This window comes from Brenneria rubrifaciens, assembly GCF_005484945.1.
Lineage (GTDB): Bacteria > Pseudomonadota > Gammaproteobacteria > Enterobacterales > Enterobacteriaceae > Brenneria > Brenneria rubrifaciens.
Window position 1 is genome coordinate 3533873 of the sequence record NZ_CP034035.1, and the last position, 25386, is coordinate 3559258.

Here is a 25386-nt window from a genome sequence, read left to right on the forward strand (position 1 = left end):
AGAGATTCTAAATGCCGATTATAGTGAGCAAGGTCGGTAATTTGAATCATAAGTTGTCAAAAGTACGCATGGCGTGGTGTACACAGAGGATAAAGGGGCGCGCTTTACGCCCCTTACTGCAATATCAGAGAAAAGACTTGAACGGCAAATCCGGCTCCAGGGTAAAGCAATCATCAAACCCACGCGGGTAGTGGTATTGCAGATTGTCTTTGTCCTCCGGCCAGGTGAACTTGCCGCCGACCTGCCAGATAAACGGCTTAAAACCATACTGAAGCCGATCTTTCTTCATCTCCCACAGCATGAGAATTTCCTGCGGATCGGCCTGAAAATTCGACCAGATATCATGATGGAAGGGAATCACCACCTTGGCGTTCAATGCTTCGGCCATACGCAGTATATCGGCGCTGGTCATCTTATCGGTGATGCCGCGCGGGTTCTCGCCGTATGATCCCAGCGCCACATCGATTTGGTAATCATTGCCATGCTTGGCGTAATAGTTGGAGTAATGTGAATCACCGCTGTGATAGAGGCTACCGCCCGGCGTTCTGAACAAATAGTTCACCGCACGCTTATCCATACCGTCCGGCAAAATGCCCGAGGCCTTTTCCTCCACGGGCAGCGTAATCAACGCCGTACGGTCAAACGCGTCCAGCACATGAATTTCAACATCCTTGATGGTAATAATGTCGCCGGGTTTCACAACCACGCAACGCTCGCGCGGCACGCCCCAGTCAAGCCAGAGATTCACGCAGCTTTCCGGGCCGATAAACGGCACAGTGACATCACAGTTCTTCAGCACCGCCGCAGCGACATTCACATCAATATGGTCATTATGGTCATGCGTTGCCAGCACCGCGTCAATCTGACGAATGGCGAAAGGATCAAGCACAAACGGTGCGGTGCGCAGATTGGGCTGCAATTTTCTTACGCCCGCCATGCGCTGCATTTGGTGGCCTGACTTCATCAATGGATTGGCATGGCTTTGTTTGCCCGTCCCGCACCAGAAATCCACGCAAAGATTCGCCCTTTCCTCCGATTTCAACCAGATGCCGGTACAGCCCAGCCACCACATGGCGAACGAACCCGGCGCCACCTGCTCCTGTTCTATTTCCTCATTCAGCCAGGTTCCCCACTCGGGGAAAGTATTCAGAACCCATGACTCGCGGGTAATGCTTTCAATTTTACTCATTGTGCCACCCTCAATAATCGATAAGTTGATGCATTATTAAACTTCAAAATCAAAATAAATCACAAAATGATTATATATGATTTTATTCAGAGAAATTACCACTCTTACACCATGATGACAATCACGTTATGTCATAATATTTACCATGCGGCCGGGGATAAGGCACCGTTCAGCAGCACCATAATAATTTCATAAAAAAACTATAATCACATGAATAATAATAACAAATTTAAATAATGAGTTATGCAGTATGAAAACACGGGTCATCAAAAAAACAATTGCGAGAATTCTCACAAACAATCAAAAAATATCTTTTAATGATTATTAATGATTGATAGAGTGAGCGCGCTCTACAAAAAATGCCTGCCCGTGCCAGCATTTTTTTAAAGTGGCGCGTAGCAGGATGACTAAAAGCCGAAGGGAGCCCTTATGGAAAACCTCTATAATATCTTCACGATTTTCTTTAATCAGGTCATGACTAATGCCCCGCTGCTGCTGGGGATTGTGACGCTTCTCGGTTATTTGTTGCTGCGTATGTGACGCTTCTCGGTTATTTGTTGCTGCGTAAAAGCACCACCGCCATCATTAAAGGCACCATCAAAACGATCATCGGTTTTATGTTGTTGCAGGCAGGCGCCGGGGTTCTGACCAATACATTCAAACCCGTTGTCGCTAAAATGTCTGAGGTTTACGGGATTAGCGGCGCCATTTCGGATACTTACGCTTCCATGATGGCGACCATCGATCGCATGGGCAATGCCTACAGTTGGGTCGGCTATGCGGTATTGCTGGCGTTGGCGCTGAACATTGTTTACGTCCTGCTGCGCCGGATCACCGGCATCCGCACCATCATGCTCACCGGCCACATCATGTTCCAACAAGCCGGATTGCTCGCCGTTTTCTTCTATATCCTCGGCTATTCGATGTGGACGACCATCATCTGTAGCGCCGTGCTGGTTTCCCTGTATTGGGGCATCACCTCAAACATGATGTACAAACCCACGCAAGCGGTCACCCACGGCAGTGGTTTCTCCATCGGTCACCAGCAGCAGTTTGCCTCCTGGATTGCTTATAAGCTCGCGCCTTATCTGGGGAAAAAAGAAGAAAGCGTAGAAAATCTGAAACTGCCGGGCTGGTTGAATATCTTCCATGACAACATTGTCTCCACCGCGATTATCATGACGATATTCTTCGGCGCGATCCTGCTCTCCTTCGGTCTCGACACCGTGCAACAGATGGCAGGGAAAACGCACTGGTCTATTTATATCCTGCAAACCGGCTTTCAGTTTGCCGTCGCTATCTTCATCATCGTGCAAGGGGTGAGGATGTTCGTTGCCGAGCTCTCCGAAGCCTTCAACGGCATCTCGCAACGCTTGATCCCTGGGGCGGTATTGGCTATCGACTGTGCGGCAATCTACAGCTTCGCCCCTAATGCCGTGGTCTGGGGATTCATGTGGGGCACCATCGGCCAGTTAATCGCCGTCGGTGTCCTGATCGGCATCGATTCCCCCATCATGATCATTCCCGGCTTCATTCCGATGTTCTTCTCTAACGCCACCATCGGCGTATTCGCCAACTATTTTGGCGGCTGGCGCGCCGCGCTGAAAATTTGCCTGGTGATGGGCATGATTGAAATCTTCGGCTGCGTCTGGGCAGTAAAACTGACCGGGCTGAGCGCATGGATGGGCATGGCGGATTGGTCGATTCTGGCGCCGCCGTTGATGCAGGGGCTGACGTTGGGCCTATGGTTCATGGGCGTCGTCATCGTCATTGCGGTGATTTACATGGTCTTTGCCAGCCGCGCATTACGGGCTGAAGAAGATGCGCGAAAGCAACTTTCTGAAACCCCCATGAACTGATTCTGGAGGAACCATTATGGCAGTACGAATTCTGGCGGTATGCGGCTGCGGACAAGGCAGCTCGATGATCATGAAAATGAAGGTCGGCCAATTTCTGACCGAGCAGGGAATCCCTCATAGCCTGAATAGCTGCGCGGTGGGCGAATACAAGGCCGAACTCAGCGGGGCGGACATCATCATCGCCTCCACCCACATCGCTGATGAAATCACCGTCAGCGGCAACAAATATGTGGTCGGCGTACGTAATATGCTCTCCTCGGCTGACTTCGGGCCAAAACTGCTGGAAATCATCAAGACGCATTTTCCGGCGGATTTCAAACAACAGGGGCTTCCATGAAACTACGTGATTCACTGGCGGAAAATCACGCTATACGCCTTCAGGCTGAAGCCCGCACCTGGCAGGAAGCGGTAAAAATCGGGGTTGATCTGCTGATCGCGGCCGATGTGGTCGAACCGCGCTACTACCAAGCCATTCTGGATGGCGTAACGACATTCGGCCCCTATTTTGTGATTGGCCCTGGATTCGCCATGCCCCACGGTCGCCCGGAAGAGGGCGTCAAAAAAACCGGATTTGCGCTGGTGACATTGAAAACGCCGCTGCGCTTCAATCATGAAGATAACGACCCGGTGGACATCCTGATCACGATGGCGGCCGTTGATGCCAAGACCCATCAGGCGGTCGGCATTATGCAAATCGTGAATCTGTTTGAAGACGAAGCCAATTTTGACCGCCTGCGCGCCTGCCGCACCGAGCAGGATGTGCTGGATTTGCTTGACCGAACCGAAGCGGCGACACGCTAATTAAGGAGTTGACTGATGCCTCATTTACCGATGTTGCAAGTTGCGCTGGATAACCAGACGCTGGCCGACGCTTATCAAACCACCAGACTGATTGCCGAAGAGGTGGACATCATTGAAGTCGGCACCATCCTGTGCGTAGGGGAAGGCCTGCGTGCGGTACGTGACTTGAAATCGCTTTACCCGCACAAGATTGTGCTGGCCGACGCCAAAATCGCCGACGCCGGAAAAATTCTGTCGCGCATGTGCTTTGAAGCCAAAGCCGACTGGGTGACCGTCATCTGCTGTGCGGATATCAACACCGCCGCCGGCGCGCTGGAGGTCGCACGTGAATTCAAAGGGGACGTGCAGATTGAACTGACCGGTTTCTGGACCTGGGAACAGGCGCGAAGCTGGCGGGATATCGGCATCCTGCAGGTCGTATATCACCGTAGCCGGGACGCGCAGGCCGCGGGTATCAACTGGAGCGAGGCCGATATCAGCGCCATTAAGCGGCTGGTGGAGATGGGCTTCAACGTGACCGTGACCGGCGGGCTGGCGCTGGCGGATTTGCCCTTGTTCAAGGGGATTCCCATTCATGTGTTTATTGCCGGACGCAGCATCCGTGACGCGGCAGATCCGGTGCAAGCCGCGCGGGAATTCAAACACAGCATCGCCCAGCTCTGGGGATAAGGTCGTCTCATGCTCACGAAAGCCGTTCCGCTCGGTATTTATGAAAAAGCGCTGCCGCCGGATGGCAGTTGGCTGGCGCGTCTGCAACTGGCGAAAGCGTTGGGCTTTGATTTTGTCGAAATGTCGGTGGACGAAAGTGACGGTCGACTGGCGCGCCTTGACTGGAGCCGTGCGCAACGTTTGGAACTGGTAAACGCGATCGCCGTCAGCGGCGTTCGGGTGCCGTCCCTGTGTCTGAGCGCTCATCGCCGCTTCCCGCTGGGTTCGGAAGATGACGACATTCGCAATCAGGGGCTGGACATCATGCGCAAGGCGATCCGTCTGGCGCAGGATACCGGCATTCGCGTCATCCAGATCGCTGGCTACGATGTTTACTATCAACAGGCTAACGGCCTCACCCGTGAGCGTTTCCGTCACGGCTTGCAGTTGGCGGTGGAAATGGCCAGCCGTGCGCAGGTGACGCTGGCGATGGAAATCATGGACTATCCGCTGATGAACTCCGTCAGCAAAGCGCTGGGCTATGCCAATTACCTCAATAACCCGTGGTTTCAGTTATACCCTGATATCGGCAATCTGTCCGCGTGGGATAACGATGTCCAGATGGAGCTGCGGGCGGGGAAAGGCCATATCGTTGCGGTACATGTGAAGGATACACGTCCCGGCGTTTTCAAAAATGTCCCGTTCGGAACCGGCGTTGTCGATTTCGCGCAATGCTTCGCCACGCTCAGGGAAAGCGGCTACCGCGGCCCTTATCTGATTGAAATGTGGAGTGAAACATCAGCCGATCCCATCGGGGAGGTGACCGCCGCGCGCGATTGGGTTAAGCGGCATATGGCACAGGCCGGTTTGCCCGTGGAGGAAGCCGCATGACGGAAGCGTTAAAACAGCAGGTGTTTGCAGCCAATATGTCGCTCCCCCGCCACGGTCTGGTGACCTATACCTGGGGTAACGTCAGCGCGATCGATCGGCAGCGAGAGGTCATTGTCATCAAACCCAGCGGCGTCGCCTATGAGGTGATGCAGGCTGACGACATGGTGGTCGTGGATATGCAAGGCAACATTGTGGAGGGGCTATACCGTCCCTCATCCGATACCGCCACGCATCTGGCCCTCTATCACCGCTATCCGCAAATCGGCGGCATCGTTCATACCCATTCGACGCACGCGACCGCCTGGGCGCAGGCCGGGCTAGCGATCCCCGCGTTGGGGACAACCCACGCCGATTACTTTTATGGCGATATCCCCTGTACCCGGCCGTTAACGCCGCGGGAAGTGGAGCAAGCGTATGAAAAGAACACCGGTGACGTGATTGCCCAAACGCTCGGCGATAGCAACCCGTTACACACGCCGGGGATCGTGGTTTATCAGCATGGTCCTTTCTGCTGGGGCAAGGATGCGGATGAAGCGGTTCACAACGCGGTGGTGCTGGAGGAAGTGGCGAAAATGGCGTGGATTGCCAGCGCCATTAATCCACGCCTGCATCGCATCGACGATCACCTGATGAACAAACATTTCAGCCGTAAACACGGCCCCAACGCCTATTACGGGCAGCGATGAAATCCGTTCACCTCGTCGCAGAAACGGGATCATGCCGCCGCTTCGTCGCCCTGCCGCCAGACACATTGGCCGTTTACCCAGGTCGCCGCGATATTGCGCTCGTCGCCCAGCGTCATCAGTACAAACAGCCGTTCAAAAATGGTCTGACTATTATCCTGGCGCAGCCGCTGCAACGGCGTCACCGCCGGATCAATCACCACGAAGTCCGCCTCTTTGCCGCTATTGAAGTTGCCGATCAGCATATCCAAATCCAGCGCTCTGGCGCCGCCGAGCGTAGCGTGATAAACGGCTTCACAGGCGGACAGGGAATAGTGCTGCAACTGGCCCACCTTATAGGCTTCTCCCAGGGTTTTCAGCATGCTGAAGGTGGTGCCCGCGCCGATATCCGTCCCCATGCCCATCAGCACCGCGTTGTCCCAGCAGGTTTGCAACCGGAACAGGCCGCTGCCTAAAAACAGGTTGGAGGTCGGGCAAAATGCGATGGATGATCGGGTGCGGCTCAGACGATCCCACTCGTGCTCCTCAAGGTGGAGGCAATGGGCGAATACGCTGCGCCGCCCTGTCAGATCGTAGCGATCGTACACGTCCAGATAGCCGTTATATTCAGGATACAGGGATTTGACCCAGGCGATTTCCTGCTGGTTTTCACTCAGGTGCGTGTGGACCCAGACATCTGGAAACGCGTCACGCAGACGCCGGACGACGGACAATAGTTCGGGAGACGATGTCGGGACGAACCGGGGCGTGAGGGCATAACCCAGACGGCCACGCTTATGCCAGCGCAGGATCAACTCCCGCGTCTGCCGATAACTGTCTTCGGCCGTTTCGATAAGCTCATCCGGCGCGTTGCGATCCATCATCACTTTACCGGCGATCAACCGCATTCCCAACCGCTCCGCCGCACTGAACAGCGCATCCACCGACTGAGGATGTACCGTGCCGAAAACCAACGCGGTGGTCGTACCGTTACTGAGCAATTGCTGAAGAAAAAAAGCCGACATCTGCCCCGCGTGATGCGGGCAACCATACCGGCTTTCCGCCGGAAAGGTGTAACGCTGCAACCATTCGAGCAGTTGTTCGCCATAAGCGCCGATGATTTCGGTTTGCGGATAATGGATATGGGTATCGATGAACCCCGGCATGATGAGTTTGCCGCGGTAGTCGATGATGGCCTGCCGATCGTCAAGTTGTTTTTCCCCTTCGGCCCAGGGCGTCAGGCTGAGGATCTTTCCCGCCTTAATCAATAGCAATCCGTCTTCAAGATAACGAGCCTGACGGACAATCTGCGCCGGGTTTTCCGCTGACGCGGTAATATCAAAAAAGCTGCCTCGCACAGCCTGAATGTCTGTCGCCGACATGATTATCCCCTCTCATCGTCCTGCTCATGATTGAAGCTGTTGACAATTAGTTAGCAATTGCCATACCACAATGGAAATTCAAGAACCGACGCCATTAAAAATAAGCGCCCCCGGCGCGGCGGATAGGCACGACTCTTGCTTGTTTTTGGGTACGCCCGCGTACTTCGTTGCGAACCAACCGACAACCAGGGGGAGGCCCGAATGATGGGACTGTTTGCTCATGCGGCAGAGCTGGAAAAGAACAACGTCAGCTTCGCTTTTATCCAGATTATCGAGAGCCGCGGTTCCACGCCGCGCCATAACGCCGGCATGATCGTGGATGACCTGGGAAATATGACAGGCACCATCGGCGGGGGCATGATGGAAAGGCTGGTACGGGAGCAGGCGCTGCAAGCGCTGGCGCAGGGAGCGTCGCGCGTTTTTCAGGGCCGCATGGCCCGGAACGGGGAAAGCGCGATTGGCTCGGACTGCGGCGGCGCGATGACGGTGCATATCGCGGTGCATCTACCGCGGCCGGAGCTGATCCTGGTGGGCGGCGGCCATGTCAACCGGGCCATTGCGCAGGCGGCGGCCCCTCTCGGCTTCTGCATGACGGTGCTGGACATCTGGCAAGGCAATCTGACCCATCCGCAACTACCGTCCCCGTGTCGGCGCATTCACGCCGACACCTTTACCTCGGCCATTGACAAATTGCGGCTTAATGACAACTGCTTCGTGATCATCGCCACCAACAATCAGGACAGGGAAGCGCTGACCCAGCTCATCCATGCTCAGGTTCCTTATCTGGGCCTGCTGGCCAGCCGACGCAAAGTGCAAACGCTGAAAACCGCGTTGCGCAAGCAAGGCGTTCCCGAAGAAACCATCAATCGGCTGCGCTCTCCGATCGGGCTGGATATCGGCGCCGAAACACCGGAAGAGATTGCCATCAGCGTAGTGGCCGAACTGTTGCAGGTGAAAAACCGCACCCACGGACAATCCATGAACGTGGTCAATAAAATCGCGGTTCCGCTGGACTCAGCGTCCGGCGAAAACTGATCCGCCTGCGGCGGATCAGACTGATGATAAACCTATCTACGGAACCAGAACGGTGAGAATGGGATAGAAGAGTAAAGCGCCCGCGCCAGGGATGGTGCGGCCCGAGCTTACAGGGACGTACTTGCAGCGTCTTTACGATCTACCCATTCTCACCGCTCGACGCACTTTGTCATCAACCTCATCCGCCTGCGGCGGATTAGCGATGCGCCCAGTGCGTCATGCGCTTTTCGATCAATGCGAACAGAGCATACATCACCACGCCCATCGCGCCGATGACGATCAGTCCGGCGAACACCAGCGCCATATTCATGGTGGAGCTGGCGGACATCATCAGGTAGCCGATGCCCAGATTGGAGGCCACGGTTTCCGAGATCACCGAACCGACAAATGCCAGCGTGATCGCCACTTTCAGCGACGCGAAGAAGTACGGCAGCGAACGCGGCAGGCCGACTTTTTTCAGAATGTCGAAACGCGACGCCCCCATCGAACGCAGCACGTCCTGCAATTCCGGTTCCACCGTGGTCAGGCCGGTGGCCACGTTGACCACAATCGGAAAGAATGAAATCAGAAACGCGGTGGCGATGGCCGGAAGAGTGCCAATGCCGAACCACACCACCAGCACCGGCACAAAGGCCACTTTAGGAATCGAGTTGAACCCCACCAGAATGGGATACAGCGAGCGGTAGATCAGTGAAGAAGCGCCAACCGCAATCCCCAGCAGCAGGCCGACCGCAATCGACAGCGCGAACCCCGCCAGTGTGGTGTACAGCGTTTGCAGCGAGTGGGTCATGATCGGACGCCAGTCGGCCACCAGCGCGGCCGCCACCTGGGAAACAGATGGAAACAGGTACGACGGGACGGCAAACGCCGTCACAATCGCCTGCCACAACAGTACAATGAACAGCAGCAGCAGCCAGGGAGCCAGTCTCATCAGGGTGGAATGGGAAATTCGAGTCATCGATAAACGCCTTTATCACGAAGAACGCACAGAGGAGATATGCCCGCGCAGTGTCAGCACATGGGCTGAGAAGGCATCGGTAAAGGTGACGTCGATCTGCCGCGGCCGCGGCAGATCGATACTGCGGCGGGCAACGATTTTCCCCGGCCGGGCGCTCATCACGTACACCGTGTCAGCCAGAAATACCGCCTCTCGCAAATCGTGCGTCACCAGCACCACGGTAAACGGCGACGCCTGCCACAGATCGCGTACCATGCACCACAGTTCTTCGCGCGTGAAGGCGTCCAGCGCGCCGAACGGTTCATCCAGCATCAGCAGCCGCGGTTTATGGATCAGCGCCCGGCAGATGGAGGCGCGCTGTTGCATGCCGCCGGACAGTTCCCAGGGGTACTTGTCCTCGCAGCCCGCCAGCCCCACGCGCGCCAGCAACGTCCGCGCCTGTTCCTCATACCTCTTCCGCTGGCGGCGCAGCGTACTGCGGTACGGCTCGATGATCTCCATCGGCAGCATGATGTTTTGCAGGGTGGTGCGCCACGGCAGCAGATTGGATGCCTGAAAAGCCATCCCCACCCCTTGCTGCGGCCCTTTTACCTCGCGATTGCCAACAAAAACATAGCCTTCCGTGGGGGAAATCAAACCTGAAGTCAATTTCATAAAGGTGGATTTACCGCAGCCAGACGGCCCTACCAGCGCCACAAACTCGTTTTCATTAATCTGGAAATTAATGTTTTCAATGGCCAGTTGACCACCGGCCTGGTAAGCCAGGCTCACATTGTCAAATTTCACGAAGCTCATCAGATCCCCTCTCCGTCAATGGCGGTTGACCCCTGCGGGTTACTGCAACGAGCGTTCAGCCGCGGCGGGCAGCATGTCGCGGGTGAACAGCGCCGCGCTGTCCGGGGTATTTTTCAGCCCGAAAGCATCAGCAATGGTGGCGACGGATTGCCGCAGTCGCGCCGGGTCCACATCGCCCAACCCCAGTTGGCGGCTTTCCGGCGTGACGATCAGCTTATCGATCACCAGTTTCAGACGGCGGGTTTCCAGCGGTGCGTTCACCAGTGCATCCTTCTGTTTAACGTACTGCACGGCGGCTTCCGGATCGGCCAGCGTTTCCTTCAGCGCCCGGTTCAGCGCGCGCAGAAAGCCTTTTACCGCCTCTGGCTGGTTTTCCAGCATGTTTTTGCTGGCGATCACCGTGTTGCCGTACAGGTTCACGCCGTAGTCGGCATAGGAAAAGATCACCAAATCGCTCTCTTTCAGCCCACGCGCTTCCAGATTCAGCAGACCGGTGAAAAAGAAGTTGGCGATGCCGTCCACGTTGCGGCGCGCCAGCATGTTGGCGCTGACGGTAGGGTCCACCGTTTGCCAGATAATGTCATCCTCATCGATGCCGACCTGCCTGGCCAGCGCCGGCCAGGATTTGCGCGAGGCTTCAAACACCGGCGCCGCCACCGTCTTGCCGCGCAGTTGCTCCGGTTTTGCGATGCCCGAACTTTTTAATACGAAAATGGCGGCGGGGGTGGAATTGTAGATCATATACACACCCTTGATCCCCATGTCGGGATGCTCAGCCACCTGATCGATCAGCGAGTTGATATCGGCAAAGGCCATATCATAGGCGCCGGTGGCGACCCGGGTGACGGCGCCGACCGATCCGTTGCCGGAGTCGATGGTGACGTCCAATCCTTCATCGCGGAAATAGCCTTTGGCCTGCGCCATCAGAAACGGGGCGGACGGTCCTTCAAACCGCCAGTCAAGGGAAAACTTGATCTTTACCGGTTCGGCGGCGCTGACGGCGTCAACGGACAACCACAGGGCGGCAACGGCAGCGAACGCAGCGGCGCGATACCGTTGAGACAGCGCGTGAAACTGGGGAAACAGCATCGTTTGTCTTTCCTCTTGTCAGGGTCATGGCGGCAGCGGAGCACTGGCCGCTCATAACGAATTGGACAAAATTTTCCAAAAAAAACTTACGCTAAAACAATCGTGCCAAATCAGGTAAAAGCGATAGCGTATCGCCAAGCGGTCGTCGCATTCCTGTGCGCAAACAGGGCGCCACCGACCGGATTCCTCCCCACCCGGCACTGCTCAGGCTGCCGGGGAACCGATGCCCCGCGTTGTCTCAATGGCGGCCAGCACCCGTTCCGGCGTGGCGGGCGCATCCAATTGCACCGCCTTCCCCTGCGGGCCGGCCACCGCATCGCGCAGCGCGCACCACACCGCAATCGCCAGCATAAACGGCGGCTCGCCTACCGCTTTGGAGTGAAACACGGTCTGTTTCGGATTGTCCCGGCGCTCCACCAGCCTGACATTGAAGCGCGCCGGCCGATCGCCGAAGGTGGGGATTTTGTAGCTGGCGGGGCCGTCGGTCAGCAGGCGGCCATCCGCGTTCCACACCAGCTCCTCGCTGGTCAGCCAGCCCATGCCCTGCACAAAGCCGCCCTCCACCTGGCCGATATCGATGGCCGGATTCAGCGACGCCCCGACGTCATGCAGGATGTCCACCTGAGTGACCTTGTATTCACCGGTCAGGGTATCCACCACCACTTCGGCGCAGGCCATGCCGTAGGCAAAATAATAAAATGGGCTACCCTGCGCGGTACTGCGGTCATAGTGCACCTCCGGGGTGGAATAGTAGCCCTGGCTGGCCAGCGACACCTGGCGCAAATGCGCCAGTTTAGCGACCTCCGCCAGCGTCATCAGCCGTTCACCGCAGCGCACCAGTCCGTTGTGGAACGCGATCTCGCTGGCGCTCAGGCCGTATTCGCGGCACAGCAGCGTCACCAGCCGCTGTTTCAGCGTCAGCGCCGCCTGCTCCGCCGCTTTGCCGTTGAGGTCGGCGCCGGACGAGGCGGCGGTGGGCGAGGTATTGGGCACCTTGCCGGTGCTGGTGGCGATAATGCGAATGCTGTCCGGCGGCGTGCCCAGCACGCTGGCCACCACCTGAATGACTTTGGTATGCAGCCCCTGTCCCATCTCGGTGCCGCCGTGGTTGAGTTGGAGGGTGCCGTCGGTATACATCAGCAGCAGCGCCCCGGCCTGATTAAGAAAGCTGGCGGTGAAGGAAATACCGAACTTGACCGGCGTCAGCGCCAGCCCGCGGCGCAGTATCGGGTCGGTACGGTTCCACGCGTCAATCTCTGCGCGCCGCCGTGCATATTGCGAGCTGCGGCACAGTTGTCCGGTCATCTCTTCCAGCAGGTTGTCTTCCACCCGCTGGCCGTAATGGGTCACGTTGCGGCGCGGATCGCGGTAATAGTTCAGCCGGCGCACTGCAAGCGCATCATGGCCGCGCTCGCGGGCGATGGCATCCATAATGTTCTCGATGGCCAGCATCCCCTGCGGCCCGCCGAAACCACGGAACGCAGTGTTGGAAGCGGTGTGTGTGCGACAGCGATAGCCGGTGATGATCACATCGCTCAGGTAGTAGGCGTTGTCGGCATGGAACATGGCGCGATCGACAATCGATCCCGACAGATCCGCCGAATGGCCGCAGTTGGCGATCAAATCCAGCTTCAGGGCCAGCAGCAGGCCGCGATCGTCGTAGCCCGCCTGATAACGCACCAGAAACGGATGCCGCTTGCCGGTCATCAACATGTCGTCGCGCCGGTTGAGACGCATACGCGCCGGCCGTCCGGTAACGCGGGCCACCACCGCGCACAGGCAGGCAATCCCCGCCGCCTGGGTTTCTTTGCCGCCGAAACCGCCGCCCATACGACGCGTGTCCACCGTGACGTCATGCTGACGCCACCCCAGCACCGACGCAACCAGCTTCTGCACTTCGGTGGGGTTCTGGGTCGAGCTGTACACCATCATGCCGTTTTCCTCCGGCACCACCATCGCCGCCTGTCCTTCCAGATAAAAATGCTCCTGCCCGCCAATGTGCAATCGGCCCGCCAGTTGGCGCGGCGCGGCGGCCAGCGCAGCGTCGGCGTCGCCACGCCGGTGCTGGTGCGGCAGATCGACGAATTCGCCACGCGCCAGCGCCTCCTCTACATCCATCAGCGCCGGCAGCGGTTGATAGTGGATGACCGCGGCGGCGGCGGCACGGTGGGCCGTGTCCTCATCCACGGCGGCGACCGCCAGCACCACCTGTCCCAGGTAAGTCACCTGGTCGCGCGCCAGCAGCGGATCGCCGGGCATCAGCGGCCCGATGTCCAACTCGCCCGGCACATCCTGCCAGGTGATCACTTTCTCAACGCCGGGCATGCTGTAGCAGGGCGCGAGATCGATGCCGAGGATGCGGGCATGAGCATGCTCACTCAGACGCGGCGCCAGATACAGGGTTCCGGCCGTTCCCGGCCGGTCGTCGATATACCACGCCTCGCCGCTGACGTGACGTTCGGCGCTCTCATGGGGCAAAGCATCGCCGACACCGCCCGCGGCGGGTGCGGCAAACCGGTTCTGGCGGTCATCAATCTCAGGCAACGGGGGCGTTTCATCAGACATCGTCGTCAATCTCCAGTTGCGCAGCGGGGAGGCGGCGGGACAGCGCAAAACGGCGCAGCAGGTTCTGCGCGACCCGCAAACGATAGTGGCTGCTGGCGCGCAGATCGCTGAGCGGCGTGAAGTCCCGAGCCAACGCGTCAGCCGCGTCCGCCAGCGCTGCCCCATCCATCTGCCGCCCCAGCAGCGCCGCTTCTGCGCCCAATGCCCGCGACGGGGTGGCGGCCATACCGCCGTAGGCCAGGCGCACGCTCACCACCCGATCGTCGCGCAACTCCAGCAGGCAGGCGGCAAACACCGCGGAAATATCGTCTTCCCGCCGCTTGGACACTTTGGCGGTCAGCAGATGCTGCGTCGGCGTCGGGCGCGGAATGACGATTTGACGGATATATTCACCCGGCCGCAGCGCGGTGCGCCGGTAGCTCAAAAAGAACCGATCCAGCGGCAGTTCCCGCTCCTGCCCGTGGCTGCGCAGCCGCAGCCGGGCGCCCAACGCCAGCAGCGCGGGCGCGCCGTCGCCGATCGGCGAGGCATTGGCGAGGTTGCCGCCCAGCGTGCCGCGGTTGCGGATCTGCCGCGAGGCAAAGCGGGTCAGCATCTTGCCGAACGCAGGCAAATAGGGCTGCAAAAAAGTCTCACCGTCGCTCAGCGTCACCGCCGCGCCAATCAAAAGACTGTCCGCTGTGGCTTCCAGCGTGTGCAGCTCCGCCACCTGGCTGATATCGATCAGTTGCGGTATGGCGCGCCGGTGTTGGGTAATCTCCAGCGCCAGATCGGTACCGCCGGCAATCAGCCTGGCCTCCGGCGTCTCGGCAAGGGCGGCGTCCAACTGCGCCAGGGTAAAGGGGATTTGACAGTGACGCCCGGTGCCGGTCAGCGTCGCCGGCCCCGCAATGGCCCGCAGTCTGGCCACGGTTTGCGCCTCATCCTCACTGAAGCTGTCGGCCGATGCGCGGGTGCACTCACGCGCGGCATCGCTGATCGGCCGGTAGCCGGTGCAGCGGCACAGGTTGCCGCTCAGCGCCTCGCTGTGGCGCGCCGCCGCTTCCGGGTGCTTGTGCAGGGCAAACAGCGACATGGCGATACCGGGCGTACAAAAGCCGCACTGCGAGGCATGGTGGTTCACCAGCGCCTGCTGCACCGGATGCAGTTGTCCCTGCTGGCGCAGATCTTCCACCGTCAGCAGTTGCTTGCCGTGCAGCGCGGACAAGAGCGTCAGGCAGGCATTTACGCTGCGATAACGCAGCCGGTCGTCTCGCACCTCCGCCACCACTACGGTACAAGCACCACAGTCGCCGGACGCGCAACCCTCTTTGGTGCCGGTGCGCGCACGCTGCCGACGCAGGTAGTTGAGCACGGTGGTATTCGGATCGATGGAGGTTTCAGTGATCCACGTCGATCCAAGTAAGAATTCAATCATCGCTTCTCCTGGATAAAAGTCACTCAGGCCGAAGGGCTGACAACCTTTGGTGATTTGCCATTCATCCCCCCTCCCAACCTCCCCGTCAGCCCAGCGGACCGCCGACGATGGTGTTATACAGACCGGCTATGATGTGCTCGCCGGTTTCGCCTGACAGCGAATCGTACCAGGCCTGAGTCTGCGGCCAGGATTTGCCGTGAGTGATATCGCAGCGTTTACGCGCCTTCAGCACCAGATCCGTCACCCGCGGCAGACGCCGCGCCTGATAATGCGCCAGCGCCTCCTCCGCCCCATGCGAATGGGTTTGCAGCGTCATGGCCAGCACCACCGCATCCTCCATCGCCGCACAGCCGCCCTGACCGATATCCGGCGTGGTGCTGTGCGCCGCGTCGCCCAGCAGCGCCACCCGGCCGCGGACCAGCGGGCTAAACGGTTCGATATCGTGGATCTCTATCCGGTTGGTGGTCTGCGGCGTCAGGCTGGCGATCAACTGCTGCACCCGCTCATCCCAACCGGCGAAATAGCGTTGCAGATCGGCGCGCAGCGTGGTGCGATCCTCCGCCAACCCTTTTGGCAACGGCACGTCAAAGAAGAAGTAGAACCGATCGCCCGCGACCGGCATCAGCGATACCCGCTTCCCCTCGCCGACGAAGGTAGTCCACTGCTGCGGCGGCGCAAGGGTTTCATCCACGGTCACCAGGCCGTTCCAGTTGACATAGCCGGCATAGCGGCGCTCCGGGGTGTAACCCAGCACGTAGGGACGCACCGCCGAATGGGTGCCGTCGGCGGCAATCAGGATATCGCCGCGCGCCTCGCTGCCATCGGTGAACCCGACGCGCACGCCGTCGCCATCCGCCTCAAGGTGATTCAGGCGCTTGCCGAAGGCCACGCGCGATGCGCCCCAGAACGCCAGCATTTGCTGCTGTAACTCCGCCCGCGCCACCGGATAGGGGCGTTCGCCCACCCGCGCTATCAGCGGCGCCAGGCTAAAGCGCGTCAGGTCATCGCCGCTGCGGTAGTCGCAATAGGCCATCGCGTTCATCAACCCGCCGTGGCGTCGCATAATGTCGCCCATTCCCAGGTAGTTCATACATTTCACGCCGTTGGGCCAGACCGATATCGCCGCGCCCGCGGGCCTGATAGCCTCCACCGCTTCAAACACCTCGCAGTCGATGCCGATATTGCGTAGCGCCACCGCAGCGGATAGTCCGCCGATACCCGCGCCAATCACCAGGGCTTTCATCGCGCTCTCCATCAGATGCTCTCTTTTCAATCCAGCAATTTGCGTACCAACCACGACGCCCCCTTGATGACCAGGCAAATGCGCGGCGTTCAGCATGGGCTGGAGATGGGATGCACTATTTTTGAGCAAAAAAGCGGGGGAATTGCGCCAAAATTGAAATTAATGTTGCTTTCAGCGTCAATGATAAACCTTTCGTTGCATGCCCATGTGGACGATCCGACGCCGTAAACTGGCCGGCGCATAGACTGCCGGGTTCGGCGTGGCATATGAATTGCTACACTACTTCACGGCGATCCAACAGGTTTACGGCATGCAAACACGGCGGCGCGTGGCATCGGCACACAGGAGCAGACCTATTTTGATAACACTCGACCATTTTAATCAGCTTGATGCGGCGCAGGCCGCGGCGTTGTTGTGGCCTTGCGTCGCCTTGCCCGACTGGACGGCGCGCGTGGTGTCCGGCCGCCCCTATCCCGATCGGGCGGCGCTGCTGGCCGCGGCGGATCAAGCCTGTGCCGGCTGGCAGTGCGGGGATCTGGACCGGGCGCTGTCGGCGCACCCGCGCATCGGCGAAAAGCCACAGGGCGTGACCGCGCACGCTCGCCTGTCGCATCAGGAACAGGCCGGGGTGACGCCGGCGCAGGACGACGTACTTTTGGCGCTACAGGCAGGCAATGCCCGCTATGAAGCCACTTTCGGCCGGATCTTTTTAATCCGCGCGAGCGGCCGCGGCGCCGACGAGATCTTGCAGGAATTGCAGCGGCGTTTGCGGCACAGCGAACAACAGGAAATTCAGGAAGCGCTGGCGCAGTTGCGTCAAATCACCTTGCTACGGCTGGAAGGGATAATACAACCATGAACACCATTACCACACATATTCTGGATACCGCGCTGGGCCTCCCGGCGGAGGGGGTCACCGTCCGGCTGGAACAATATCAGGATTGTCGCTGGCGCGGCCTGACCGAGCGGCAGACCGATAAGGATGGGCGCATCGGCGATTTGACGCCGACGCCGCTGGCGGGCGGCCATTACCGGCTGACCGCCGATATCGGCGTCTGGTTCGCCGCCCGCCAGCGCGACGCGCTGTATGTGGTCGCGCAGATTGAATTCACCCTGCGCGATGGCGGCGGCCACTACCATCTGCCGTTTCTGATCTCGCCCTGGTCGTGGTCCACCTACCGCGGCAGTTAAAACGCGCGGCTGACCGGTCGGACTCTATTTCCCCCTTGCGCGGGTCAGGCATCAGCATGTCCACCTTGTTCGCAATGTCCAGAGATACGGTTTGTCCGACAAAGCCTGACTCGGCCTGAACACACCGTCACCGTGAGTCGGCGGTAAGAAATAGCGCTCTCAGGCTGTCGCTCATCGGCAATTGTAAATTGATGCCGCGGCCAGGCAGCGGCTGGGTAAACCAGCGCGAATAGATATCTTCCATTTCATCGCTGCGAAAAATATCGCGCAGCGCCGTATTGACGGCTTCTCTGAAATCGTCATCACCGCGTCGCACCATAAAACCATAAGGCATCGGTTCGCTGATCGGCTCGGTGGATAGCGCATAATCCTGTGGATTGGGAGAGGCGGCAATCAGGGTATGGAGAAGAATGTCATCCATGGCAAAAGCGGACACCTTTTCCTGACTCACCAGATCGAACGCTTTCTGAAGCGTATCGGCCGACGTAATGGACAGATTCAGCCTCTTTTCCCGGTTAACCAGGGTTATCTGACCGACGTTCACCGTACCCAATACGATACTCACGCTCTTGCCGCGCAGATCCGCCAGCGTACGCAGCTTATTTTTAGCCAGCGAAACATAGTAAGTGGTGACGAGAAAGTAACTGCGGGTAAAGGCGACGCTGCGGCGGCGCTCGGCAGTGTTGGTGCTCGCCACGCATTCAATATCAATGTCGCCGCGATTGAGTAGCTGCACGCGGTTGCTGGGGGAACGATAGACATATTCAATATTAATCCGCTTCAGCCCAAGCCGCGCCCGCAGCGCATACGCGACCCGTTCACACAGTTCGATGGAGTAACCCATGACGCGCCCGCCAGGGCCGACATAGGAAAAAGGCGGGGCAATACCGTAACCAATACGCAGGGTTTCCGTTTGCCGAACCCGTTCCAGCGTTGGAATGAACGGTTCGGCCCGTGACGGGCCGCTTTCCGTAGCGGTGAACAGGAACAGCAGAAAGAGAAAAATACCGCATAAGCGTTTGCCATGTTCACGCATACGTCATTCTCCTTTAGTCCAGATACTCTTTCGGATCGGATAAAAATGATTTAAGTTCCGGCGACATAGGGAAATTCAGGTTTATGCCGTCCGGGGCAACCGGGGAAAGAAACCATTTGGCGTAAATCTTATCGATTTCGCCACTGGTGAAAATAGTGCGCAACTGCGCATTCACCACGCGTTTGAAGGCCAGGTCGCCAGGCCGGATCAGGATGCCGTAGGGCTCGGGGCGGCTTAATGCGTCTTCTGAAATTATAAAATCGGCCGGGTTGGGAGAGGCCGCGATCCGCCCGGCCAGCAGGATATCATCCATCACAAAAGCCGACGCTTTGTCGTTCGCGACCAGAGCGAACGCTTCCCCATTGGTTTTTTTCAACACGATGGAAATATTGAGTTTCATGCGAAGATTCATGGCAATCAGTTGCCCGACGTTGATCGTCCCGGTCGATGCCGACACGCTATGGCCGGCTAAATCGCCGATACGCCTTATTCCTGAGCTTTTCTTCGCCGCAAAACGCGTTGCCGTCACGAAATGAGGAAGAGTAAATTCGGCCATTTTGCGTCGTTCGGCGCTATTGGTCGTCGTGGCGCATTCAAGATCGATCTCCTTGTTTTTAATGAGGGGAAAACGCGTGGCGGTGCTCACCGGAACAAACACGACACGAATCTTATCCAGCTTCAGATACGTTTTGATCCCCTCGACAATTCGTAAGCAGAGATCGATCGAATACCCCGTCACATTGCCGTTCACCACATAAGAAAAAGGGAGTTCATCCAGCCGGTGTCCGAGCTTTATCGTTTTGGTCGCCGCGATGCTTGCCAACGCGCTGTCCGGCGGGATCGCCGCTCCCGCCGGTTGCCAGGGCAGCAAACAAATGACCGCCATCACCACGCTCAACCTGTCAAAAGCGCGCCAATGGCGACGCCAGTCCGCGACAACACGGGAAAACGTCTTTTTTTGCCTCTGCATATCATCCTTGCCTTTCGAACCTCATGGTTCATATCTGAACAGATCGAACCTTGTTCGACGCTATGCGAGGAATGGGTTGCGCGCTCCCTAAAAACTCGCCTTGCATAAATTGGCACCCGGCATTGATTAACCATTGCCGCTGCCGGGCGGTTTCCACCCCTTCCGCCACGGCCTCCATCCCCAGGCGCCGCACCAGCCCGATAATCGTGCTGACGATAATCCGGTTCGCTTCACGCTCTGCCAGACCTGCTATCAGTCCCTGATCCAGCTTCACTCTGGTGAAAGGGAAATCGGTGAGGCAATCAAGCGAGGCGTAGCCCGTTCCCAAATCATCCAGCGCGATGCCGACCCCCAACCCGCGGATCGCCTGCAACACCGACAGAGCCACGCTGCGATCCAGCATGACGGACTCCGTCACCTCAATTTCCAGACGTGAAGGCGACAGGCCGCTTTCCGACAATGCGTGTTCAAGGGTCTTCACCAGCCCGGCGCGGTTAAGCTGAACCACCGATACGTTCACCGATACAGACCGGCCATCCATATATGATGCGGCGTCAGCACAGGCGCGCCGGATAATCCATTCGCCCAGCTTGACGATCAGCCCGGTTTTTTCCGCCTGATCGATAAACACATCCGGCATCAACAACCCATGTTCGGGATGATGCCACCGTATCAACGCCTCATAACCGACGATGGTTCGATCGGCCAGGCACTGCGGCTGGTAATAAAGTTCGAATTCTTGGCGCTCGATCCCGCCTTCAATATCCCAGTCATGGCAACTATTGCACGCGGACGGCATGGTCATGCCGCATTCAAAAAAATGGTAATTACATCGCCCGGTATTTTTAGAGGTATAAAGCGCGAGATCGGCGTTCTCCATCAGGACACGAGCCTCATCGCCATATAAAGGGGCGCAGACAATACCAATGCTTACGCCGACGTTCAGCTCATTGCCGCCGTAATAAAAAGGCGAGGAAATCTCTTTGAGAATCTGTTCGGCCAGCAGGCGTCCCTCGCGCACCTGGCTGCGGCGCACCGGCTGGATAATGGCAAATTCATCCCCGCCCAGTCTGGCGACAACGTCGCCGGTTCCAAGCAGCACGGTAAGGCGTGAGCTGACGTTGGCCAACAGCTCGTCGCCGGCGGCATGACCGAATGTATCATTGACGGTCTTAAAGCGATCGAGATCGAGCAGCATCAGGTTAAAATGCGCCCCCTTCGACCTCAGTTTCGCGATGGCCGTGTCAAGCGCCAAACTGAAAAAGGTGCGGTTTGGCAAACCGGTCAGGGAGTCATGGTGTGCCATATATTCCATTTTTTGCGCCGTTTCTTTCACCTGTTGCAGATATTCCCGTTCAACCACGGCCTGCCTCAACTTCTCGATCGCCGCCGCCAGGCGACCGATTTCATCATTCCGCTCCAAAAAAGGCGTGACGTTACTGGTGTCATTCTGCGCGATGCGGCTCAGCGCCTGAATAAGCACAGGCACGGAATAGAAAAATCGTTTCACGGGAAGCACAATGATAAGGGCCGTGAGGATCAATATCGCAAACAAGGCCAATAGAGAATTGCGCAACAGCGTATTGTGGATTTTATACAGATCCTGCTTCTTGCCGATGCTGCTCACAATCGCGCCAAGCATGTGGCCGGAGGGCGTTAATACCGGAAGAATGCTGGCAAAGTACACCTGCCTGTCGATGCGGATAAAACCGGAGAGCGCGTTTTCCAGCGCCTGCGGCGCCATTGCTTTTCCCTCTTCGGTTTCGAGCATACTCCCGCCGCCAACGCCGCCCGCATTCGTTATGCTGATAAATCCCTCTTGTTCCGTATAGCGGAAAAGCCAGACCTCATTGCGCGTTTGGGTTGCCGCCAGCGCCAATACATCGGCAGGATTGAATCCCGTCTCAAGAATGTACTCGTCATCGCCAAGAAAACGATTGGTCCTGATGTCGATAATATGGCCCAACTCGTTCACATTCACCGTAATTGAAGTATAAATGCTGCGAATAATATAACTGGTGATATGGGCGTTCATTTGCGACTGACGCTGCCATTGTTCCTGCGAGCTTTTGTCTACGATCATCCAGCCCGCTGCGGCCCCAACGACATAAGAAAAAATAATGCTTAGAACAATAAATAAGGTGATTTTACCCAGGATGGAACCATACCCAAACCGCAGGCTCCGCGCTGGATGCCCGCCACCATCCGGCACGGTTCTATCTACTGTCTTAATTGATCGAATTCGCGGCATAATCAGTCAAAACTCATATATTGGTTATACCCGTTTTTGGGAAAAAATAATAATAGTCAATATTTCAATAAATTGTAGACGACTCTTTGTAGACGACTCTTTACAGAAATAGGGTTGCCCGGTGGTTATATTCAATTAACGGGTTTTGGCCGATTAAAAAATCGTTATCAGAGAACGTTAAAATAAAGGCTAATGCTCATAGTCACAATAAAATTAACATATTCTAAATATAGTAACGTCTGTATTTGTTATACCATTAAAAATCAAGTTAACAATGGTTTATTTAAAATCGTTTCCCTCTCTACCCTCACTTATTCGAGTTGCTGGAAGGCGTCGAGATGGTGAATCCCCAGGCGCTTACACCAGTAATCGACGGGGGTGAGCGAGGGAAGCCCGCACATGCAACTTGAAGTACGACGGGTATATATTTGTGATCGTTGAAGATGCTTGACTTTATGCAGCAAGAATGCAGTAAAAAATTATGCCCGCTCTCCCCTCGCGAATGGAACTTAAAGGCGTTTCCAGTTACTTAAGCGCTGACTTTTATTCATGGAGGAAAATAAGTTGTTTAATTTCAACCCGGTTTTTTATGACGTTAACGCCTATCGCCAATGGCGTGAACAATCTTCAAACTACAGTGCTGATAATCAGGCTTCATCTTCGGATACGTCGGCCCAGACTGATACCTACAATGTTGAGTCCTTGCGTCAGGCACTTCCTGATAGAGAGGATTCTCCGCCGCGCTATCCCTCGCCGGAACGGGTGAACAATGATTGGCATTCAACCGATTCCACACCCTATCAGGGCGGGGTGCCGATGCCTTACGCTGGTGGTTACCACCACCTTGAAGAATTAGAGGATGGGACGCTTGTTGTCGTTGTCAAAGTCCCTGCTCACGCTGGCTCGCTTCCCGTTCCGCCGCCGTGGTTAGGGGGAATACCTCCCAGCGCGAGTTTATCTCAATTCTCCGCGGGTTATGGCGCGTCAACGACCCCATTGGAGGGAGCAACGCTTCGTTTTGAACGCGGCGAAGGGTGGAATGAATCAGGATGCGCGGTTGCCTGTATTGCGATGGTGGCAGGCGTATCCTATGAAACTGCGCGTGAAAAAGCGAAAAGTATAGGGAATTACGATCACACCGAGGGACTGACTTTCAAGAAAGCGAAAAAAATTCTCAAATCAATGAACATAGAATCGTCCGTTTATACTCAAAGCGGTAAATGGAGTGATCTTCCCGACTTAGCCTTTGTTTCCGTCCTTGGCTCAAATTCAAATTCTCATGCTGTCGTATTCGAAAGAAATGGCGACAAAGAGATTATTTATGACTGGAAAAATAGAGGTCCGGTATACCGAACATCGGACTATAAGCTAAGAGAGGGCAGAACCTACTTGGAGATACACCGGTAGAGATAGCCTGTAGCGCAGTTATTGTTACTGGCGGGAGTAAGCGTAATCGGTTGCGACGAGGCGTTCAATCGATAAGTTCACCCCAATCGGGAACATGCGGGGGAGTGATACTACCCGCATCACACTTGGCGTCGCCACTGAATACAGCAAACGGATCTCATCTGGACTGGCTGCCAGGCTATCCCTGGCAGCCAGTCTGTTCAATGTAGCGCGTGCATACGCTGGAAACGGTCGGCGAAACACGGCCATCCACCATATAATTCCCTAATCCGCCACCCTACAGCCCAAATCTGAACGCGATAGCACGCTGACGGAAAAGTGATAAACGAGCACGTGCCTTCCCTTAACGATAACCTTCATTAAATTGTTATCTTCATCACGCATAAATGTTTTTATTCGGTTAATCATTAGCTGATTTGTTTGTTTTCGATTACCATAATGCTCGAAAACGAACATTTATTGATTTTGAAGGTGGAGGAAGAAACGTGGAAACCAAAGATCTGATCGTCATCGGCGGCGGTATTAACGGCGCAGGCATCGCCGCGGACGCCGCCGGGCGTGGATTGTCCGTCTTGCTGCTGGAAGCGCAGGATCTGGCCAGCGCCACCTCCTCCGCCAGTTCCAAGCTGATTCATGGCGGCCTGCGCTACCTTGAGCACTATGAATTCCGACTGGTCAGCGAGGCGCTTTCCGAACGTGAGACGCTGCTCAAAATGGCGCCGCACATCATCTTCCCGATGCGTTTTCGTCTCCCCCATCAGCCGCACCTGCGCCCGGCTTGGATGATTCGCATCGGGCTATTCATGTATGACAATATTGGCAAACGTGTCAGCCTGCCCGCCAGCAAGGGGTTGAAATTCGGCGCGCAATCGGTGCTGAAACCGGAACTGACCCGCGGATTCGAGTATTCGGACTGTTGGGTCGACGATGCTCGTCTGGTGGTGCTGAATGCGCAGGAGGTCATAAAACGCGGTGGTGATGTCCGCACTCGCACCCGGGTCGTCAATGCCCGTCGCGAGCAGGGGCTGTGGGTGGTTGAAGCGGTTGATTCGCTCACGGGCAAGGCGTTAACCTGGCGCGCCAAAGGTCTGGTTAACGCCACCGGCCCCTGGGTGAAACAGTTCTTTGATGAAGGTTTACAGTTGAAATCCCCCTACGGTATTCGCCTCATCAAAGGCAGCCACATTGTGGTGCCCAGAGTCCACACCCAACCTCAGGCCTATATTCTGCAAAACAAAGATCATCGCATCGTGTTTGTGATCCCGTGGCAGGATGAATTCTCGATCATTGGCACCACCGATGTGGAATTTCATGGCGATCCGCATCATACGGAGATTGACGATAACGAAATTGGCTACCTGCTGGACGTGTACAACGATCACTTCAAAAAACCGCTGACGCGTGAAGATATCGTCTGGACCTATTCCGGCGTCCGCCCGCTGTGTGATGATGAATCGGATTCTCCGCAGGCCATCACCCGTGATTACACACTCTCCGTGGACGACGACGACGGTCAGGCGCCATTACTTTCCGTGTTTGGCGGCAAGCTGACGACTTATCGCAAGCTGGCGGAACATGCGCTGGACAAACTGCAAAAATACTACCCTCACGCAACTAAAGCCTGGACTCAGAACGCCGTATTACCGGGCGGGGATATCGCCGGTACGCATGAAGATTATGCCGCCGCGCTGCGCCGCCGTTTTAACCTACCGGAAGCGCTGGCGCGTCGCTACAGCCGCACATACGGCTCAAACAGCGAGATGATCCTTGCCGACACCAAAGGGATCGGCACGCTGGGAGAGAATTTTGGTCATGGCTTGTATGAAGCGGAATTGCGTTATCTGGTGGAAAAAGAGTGGGCCATCACGCTGGATGATGTCATTTGGCGCCGGACAAAACTGGGTATGCAACTGAGCGAAACGCAGAAACAGCGCGTCAGCGAGTGGCTGGATACCTACCGTCATCAGGAGGCCAAAGTCAGCTAATCATTCGATATC

The 25386-nt window shown here is 56.9% G+C and carries 21 protein-coding genes and 1 pseudogene; 11 read left to right on the forward strand and 11 right to left on the reverse strand.

The genetic code is table 11. The features are described 5' to 3' along the window. Positions 1–124: 124 nt before the first annotated feature. On the reverse strand, positions 125–1189 hold the full coding sequence (ulaG, locus tag EH207_RS15760; RefSeq protein WP_137714843.1) for an L-ascorbate 6-phosphate lactonase: 1065 nt from the start codon (positions 1187–1189) through the stop codon (positions 125–127). Positions 1190–1618: 429 nt separating this feature from the next. Between ulaG and ulaA the strand changes: the two are divergent. From ulaA to EH207_RS15790, 6 genes and pseudogenes are all read left to right on the forward strand, one after another. Then, positions 1619–3048: pseudogene (gene ulaA / locus EH207_RS15765) on the forward strand (PTS ascorbate transporter subunit IIC). A gap of 16 nt (positions 3049–3064) precedes the next feature. Then, on the forward strand, positions 3065–3385 hold the full coding sequence (gene ulaB / locus EH207_RS15770; protein WP_137714844.1) for a PTS ascorbate transporter subunit IIB: 321 nt from the start codon (positions 3065–3067) through the stop codon (positions 3383–3385). Then, positions 3382–3849, forward strand: a complete 468-nt coding sequence (ulaC, locus tag EH207_RS15775) for a PTS ascorbate transporter subunit IIA (RefSeq protein WP_137714845.1) — start codon at positions 3382–3384, stop codon at positions 3847–3849. The genes ulaB and ulaC overlap by 4 nt, the downstream gene beginning before the upstream one ends. A 15-nt stretch (positions 3850–3864) precedes the next feature. Beyond that, the gene (locus EH207_RS15780) at positions 3865–4518 is read left to right on the forward strand and encodes a 3-keto-L-gulonate-6-phosphate decarboxylase UlaD (RefSeq protein ID WP_137714846.1); all 654 of its coding nucleotides are present in this window, start codon (positions 3865–3867) and stop codon (positions 4516–4518) included. Between the two features lie 9 nt (positions 4519–4527). Continuing rightward, positions 4528–5388: an L-ribulose-5-phosphate 3-epimerase gene (locus tag EH207_RS15785; RefSeq protein WP_137714847.1), complete on the forward strand. Its 861-nt coding sequence runs from the start codon at positions 4528–4530 to the stop codon at positions 5386–5388. Further along, positions 5385–6074, forward strand: a complete 690-nt coding sequence (locus EH207_RS15790) for an L-ribulose-5-phosphate 4-epimerase (protein ID WP_137714848.1) — start codon at positions 5385–5387, stop codon at positions 6072–6074. Before EH207_RS15785 ends, EH207_RS15790 begins: the two co-directional genes overlap by 4 nt. Before the next feature lie 29 nt (positions 6075–6103). Here the strand turns inward: EH207_RS15790 and guaD are convergent, their stop codons facing one another. Then, positions 6104–7432: a guanine deaminase gene (gene guaD / locus EH207_RS15795; protein WP_137714849.1), complete on the reverse strand. Its 1329-nt coding sequence runs from the start codon at positions 7430–7432 to the stop codon at positions 6104–6106. A gap of 201 nt (positions 7433–7633) precedes the next feature. On the opposite strand from guaD, the gene EH207_RS15800 reads away from it, so the two are divergent. Beyond that, a complete protein-coding gene (locus EH207_RS15800; RefSeq protein WP_246048897.1) occupies positions 7634–8467 on the forward strand; it encodes an XdhC family protein in 834 nt (277 codons plus the stop codon). Between the two features lie 196 nt (positions 8468–8663). On the opposite strand, the gene EH207_RS15805 is transcribed toward EH207_RS15800, so the two are convergent. The 6 genes from EH207_RS15805 to hpxO form a co-directional block, all read right to left on the reverse strand. Beyond that, the gene (locus EH207_RS15805) at positions 8664–9425 is read right to left on the reverse strand and encodes an ABC transporter permease (protein WP_137714850.1); all 762 of its coding nucleotides are present in this window, start codon (positions 9423–9425) and stop codon (positions 8664–8666) included. A 15-nt stretch (positions 9426–9440) separates the two neighbouring features. Beyond that, positions 9441–10220 carry an ABC transporter ATP-binding protein gene (locus EH207_RS15810; protein ID WP_137714851.1) on the reverse strand — a complete coding sequence of 260 codons (780 nt, stop codon included), beginning with the start codon at positions 10218–10220 and terminating at the stop codon, positions 9441–9443. 39 nt (positions 10221–10259) lie between these two features. Further along, entirely contained in the window at positions 10260–11309 is a 1050-nt protein-coding gene (locus EH207_RS15815) for an ABC transporter substrate-binding protein (protein ID WP_137714852.1), read from the reverse strand. Between the two features lie 204 nt (positions 11310–11513). Then, positions 11514–13874, reverse strand: a complete 2361-nt coding sequence (xdhB, locus tag EH207_RS15820) for a xanthine dehydrogenase molybdopterin binding subunit (RefSeq protein WP_137714853.1) — start codon at positions 13872–13874, stop codon at positions 11514–11516. Beyond that, positions 13867–15291, reverse strand: coding sequence for a xanthine dehydrogenase small subunit (xdhA, locus tag EH207_RS15825; protein WP_137714854.1), 1425 nt, complete (start codon positions 15289–15291; stop codon positions 13867–13869). The genes xdhB and xdhA overlap by 8 nt, the downstream gene beginning before the upstream one ends. 85 nt (positions 15292–15376) lie before the next feature. Further along, positions 15377–16534 (reverse strand): FAD-dependent urate hydroxylase HpxO, encoded by a 1158-nt coding sequence (gene hpxO / locus EH207_RS15830; RefSeq protein WP_137715387.1) that lies wholly within the window; start codon positions 16532–16534, stop codon positions 15377–15379. Between the two features lie 358 nt (positions 16535–16892). Here hpxO and uraD point away from each other — a divergent pair, with 358 nt between their 5' ends. Both uraD and uraH read left to right on the forward strand, forming a co-directional pair. Further along, entirely contained in the window at positions 16893–17393 is a 501-nt protein-coding gene (gene uraD / locus EH207_RS15835) for a 2-oxo-4-hydroxy-4-carboxy-5-ureidoimidazoline decarboxylase (protein ID WP_175413693.1), read from the forward strand. Beyond that, on the forward strand, positions 17390–17725 hold the full coding sequence (gene uraH, locus EH207_RS15840) for a hydroxyisourate hydrolase (protein WP_137714855.1): 336 nt from the start codon (positions 17390–17392) through the stop codon (positions 17723–17725). The genes uraD and uraH overlap by 4 nt, the downstream gene beginning before the upstream one ends. 127 nt (positions 17726–17852) lie before the next feature. On the opposite strand, the gene EH207_RS15845 is transcribed toward uraH, so the two are convergent. The 3 genes from EH207_RS15845 to EH207_RS15855 are packed head-to-tail and all read right to left on the reverse strand — an operon-like array spanning position 17853 to position 21814. Continuing rightward, on the reverse strand, positions 17853–18761 hold the full coding sequence (locus tag EH207_RS15845; protein ID WP_137714856.1) for an amino acid ABC transporter substrate-binding protein: 909 nt from the start codon (positions 18759–18761) through the stop codon (positions 17853–17855). Positions 18762–18774: 13 nt separating this feature from the next. Continuing rightward, on the reverse strand, positions 18775–19731 hold the full coding sequence (locus EH207_RS15850) for an amino acid ABC transporter substrate-binding protein (RefSeq protein ID WP_217496103.1): 957 nt from the start codon (positions 19729–19731) through the stop codon (positions 18775–18777). A gap of 28 nt (positions 19732–19759) precedes the next feature. Then, on the reverse strand, positions 19760–21814 hold the full coding sequence (locus EH207_RS15855) for an EAL domain-containing protein (RefSeq protein ID WP_175413694.1): 2055 nt from the start codon (positions 21812–21814) through the stop codon (positions 19760–19762). Between the two features lie 732 nt (positions 21815–22546). Between EH207_RS15855 and EH207_RS15860 the strand changes: the two genes are divergently transcribed. Both EH207_RS15860 and glpD read left to right on the forward strand, forming a co-directional pair. Next, positions 22547–23389, forward strand: a complete 843-nt coding sequence (locus tag EH207_RS15860; protein ID WP_175413695.1) for a cysteine peptidase family C39 domain-containing protein — start codon at positions 22547–22549, stop codon at positions 23387–23389. 485 nt (positions 23390–23874) lie between these two features. Then, positions 23875–25374, forward strand: coding sequence for a glycerol-3-phosphate dehydrogenase (gene glpD / locus EH207_RS15865; RefSeq protein WP_137714859.1), 1500 nt, complete (start codon positions 23875–23877; stop codon positions 25372–25374). Positions 25375–25386: the final 12 nt, after the last annotated feature.

What these genes read in the sequence shown, in the direction of transcription:
- ulaG (WP_137714843.1), bottom strand. Translation starts at nt 1,189, where the DNA reads ATGAGTAAAATTGAAAGCATTACCCGCGAGTCATGGGTTCTGAATACT.
- ulaB (WP_137714844.1), top strand. Translation starts at nt 3,065, where the DNA reads ATGGCAGTACGAATTCTGGCGGTATGCGGCTGCGGACAAGGCAGCTCG.
- ulaC (WP_137714845.1), top strand. Translation starts at nt 3,382, where the DNA reads ATGAAACTACGTGATTCACTGGCGGAAAATCACGCTATACGCCTTCAG.
- EH207_RS15780 (WP_137714846.1), top strand. Translation starts at nt 3,865, where the DNA reads ATGCCTCATTTACCGATGTTGCAAGTTGCGCTGGATAACCAGACGCTG.
- EH207_RS15785 (WP_137714847.1), top strand. Translation starts at nt 4,528, where the DNA reads ATGCTCACGAAAGCCGTTCCGCTCGGTATTTATGAAAAAGCGCTGCCG.
- EH207_RS15790 (WP_137714848.1), top strand. Translation starts at nt 5,385, where the DNA reads ATGACGGAAGCGTTAAAACAGCAGGTGTTTGCAGCCAATATGTCGCTC.
- guaD (WP_137714849.1), bottom strand. Translation starts at nt 7,432, where the DNA reads ATGTCGGCGACAGACATTCAGGCTGTGCGAGGCAGCTTTTTTGATATT.
- EH207_RS15800 (WP_246048897.1), top strand. Translation starts at nt 7,634, where the DNA reads ATGATGGGACTGTTTGCTCATGCGGCAGAGCTGGAAAAGAACAACGTC.
- EH207_RS15805 (WP_137714850.1), bottom strand. Translation starts at nt 9,425, where the DNA reads ATGACTCGAATTTCCCATTCCACCCTGATGAGACTGGCTCCCTGGCTG.
- EH207_RS15810 (WP_137714851.1), bottom strand. Translation starts at nt 10,220, where the DNA reads ATGAGCTTCGTGAAATTTGACAATGTGAGCCTGGCTTACCAGGCCGGT.
- EH207_RS15815 (WP_137714852.1), bottom strand. Translation starts at nt 11,309, where the DNA reads ATGCTGTTTCCCCAGTTTCACGCGCTGTCTCAACGGTATCGCGCCGCT.
- xdhB (WP_137714853.1), bottom strand. Translation starts at nt 13,874, where the DNA reads ATGTCTGATGAAACGCCCCCGTTGCCTGAGATTGATGACCGCCAGAAC.
- xdhA (WP_137714854.1), bottom strand. Translation starts at nt 15,291, where the DNA reads ATGATTGAATTCTTACTTGGATCGACGTGGATCACTGAAACCTCCATC.
- hpxO (WP_137715387.1), bottom strand. Translation starts at nt 16,534, where the DNA reads ATGAAAGCCCTGGTGATTGGCGCGGGTATCGGCGGACTATCCGCTGCG.
- uraH (WP_137714855.1), top strand. Translation starts at nt 17,390, where the DNA reads ATGAACACCATTACCACACATATTCTGGATACCGCGCTGGGCCTCCCG.
- EH207_RS15845 (WP_137714856.1), bottom strand. Translation starts at nt 18,761, where the DNA reads ATGCGTGAACATGGCAAACGCTTATGCGGTATTTTTCTCTTTCTGCTG.
- EH207_RS15850 (WP_217496103.1), bottom strand. Translation starts at nt 19,731, where the DNA reads ATGCAGAGGCAAAAAAAGACGTTTTCCCGTGTTGTCGCGGACTGGCGT.
- EH207_RS15855 (WP_175413694.1), bottom strand. Translation starts at nt 21,814, where the DNA reads ATGATCGTAGACAAAAGCTCGCAGGAACAATGGCAGCGTCAGTCGCAA.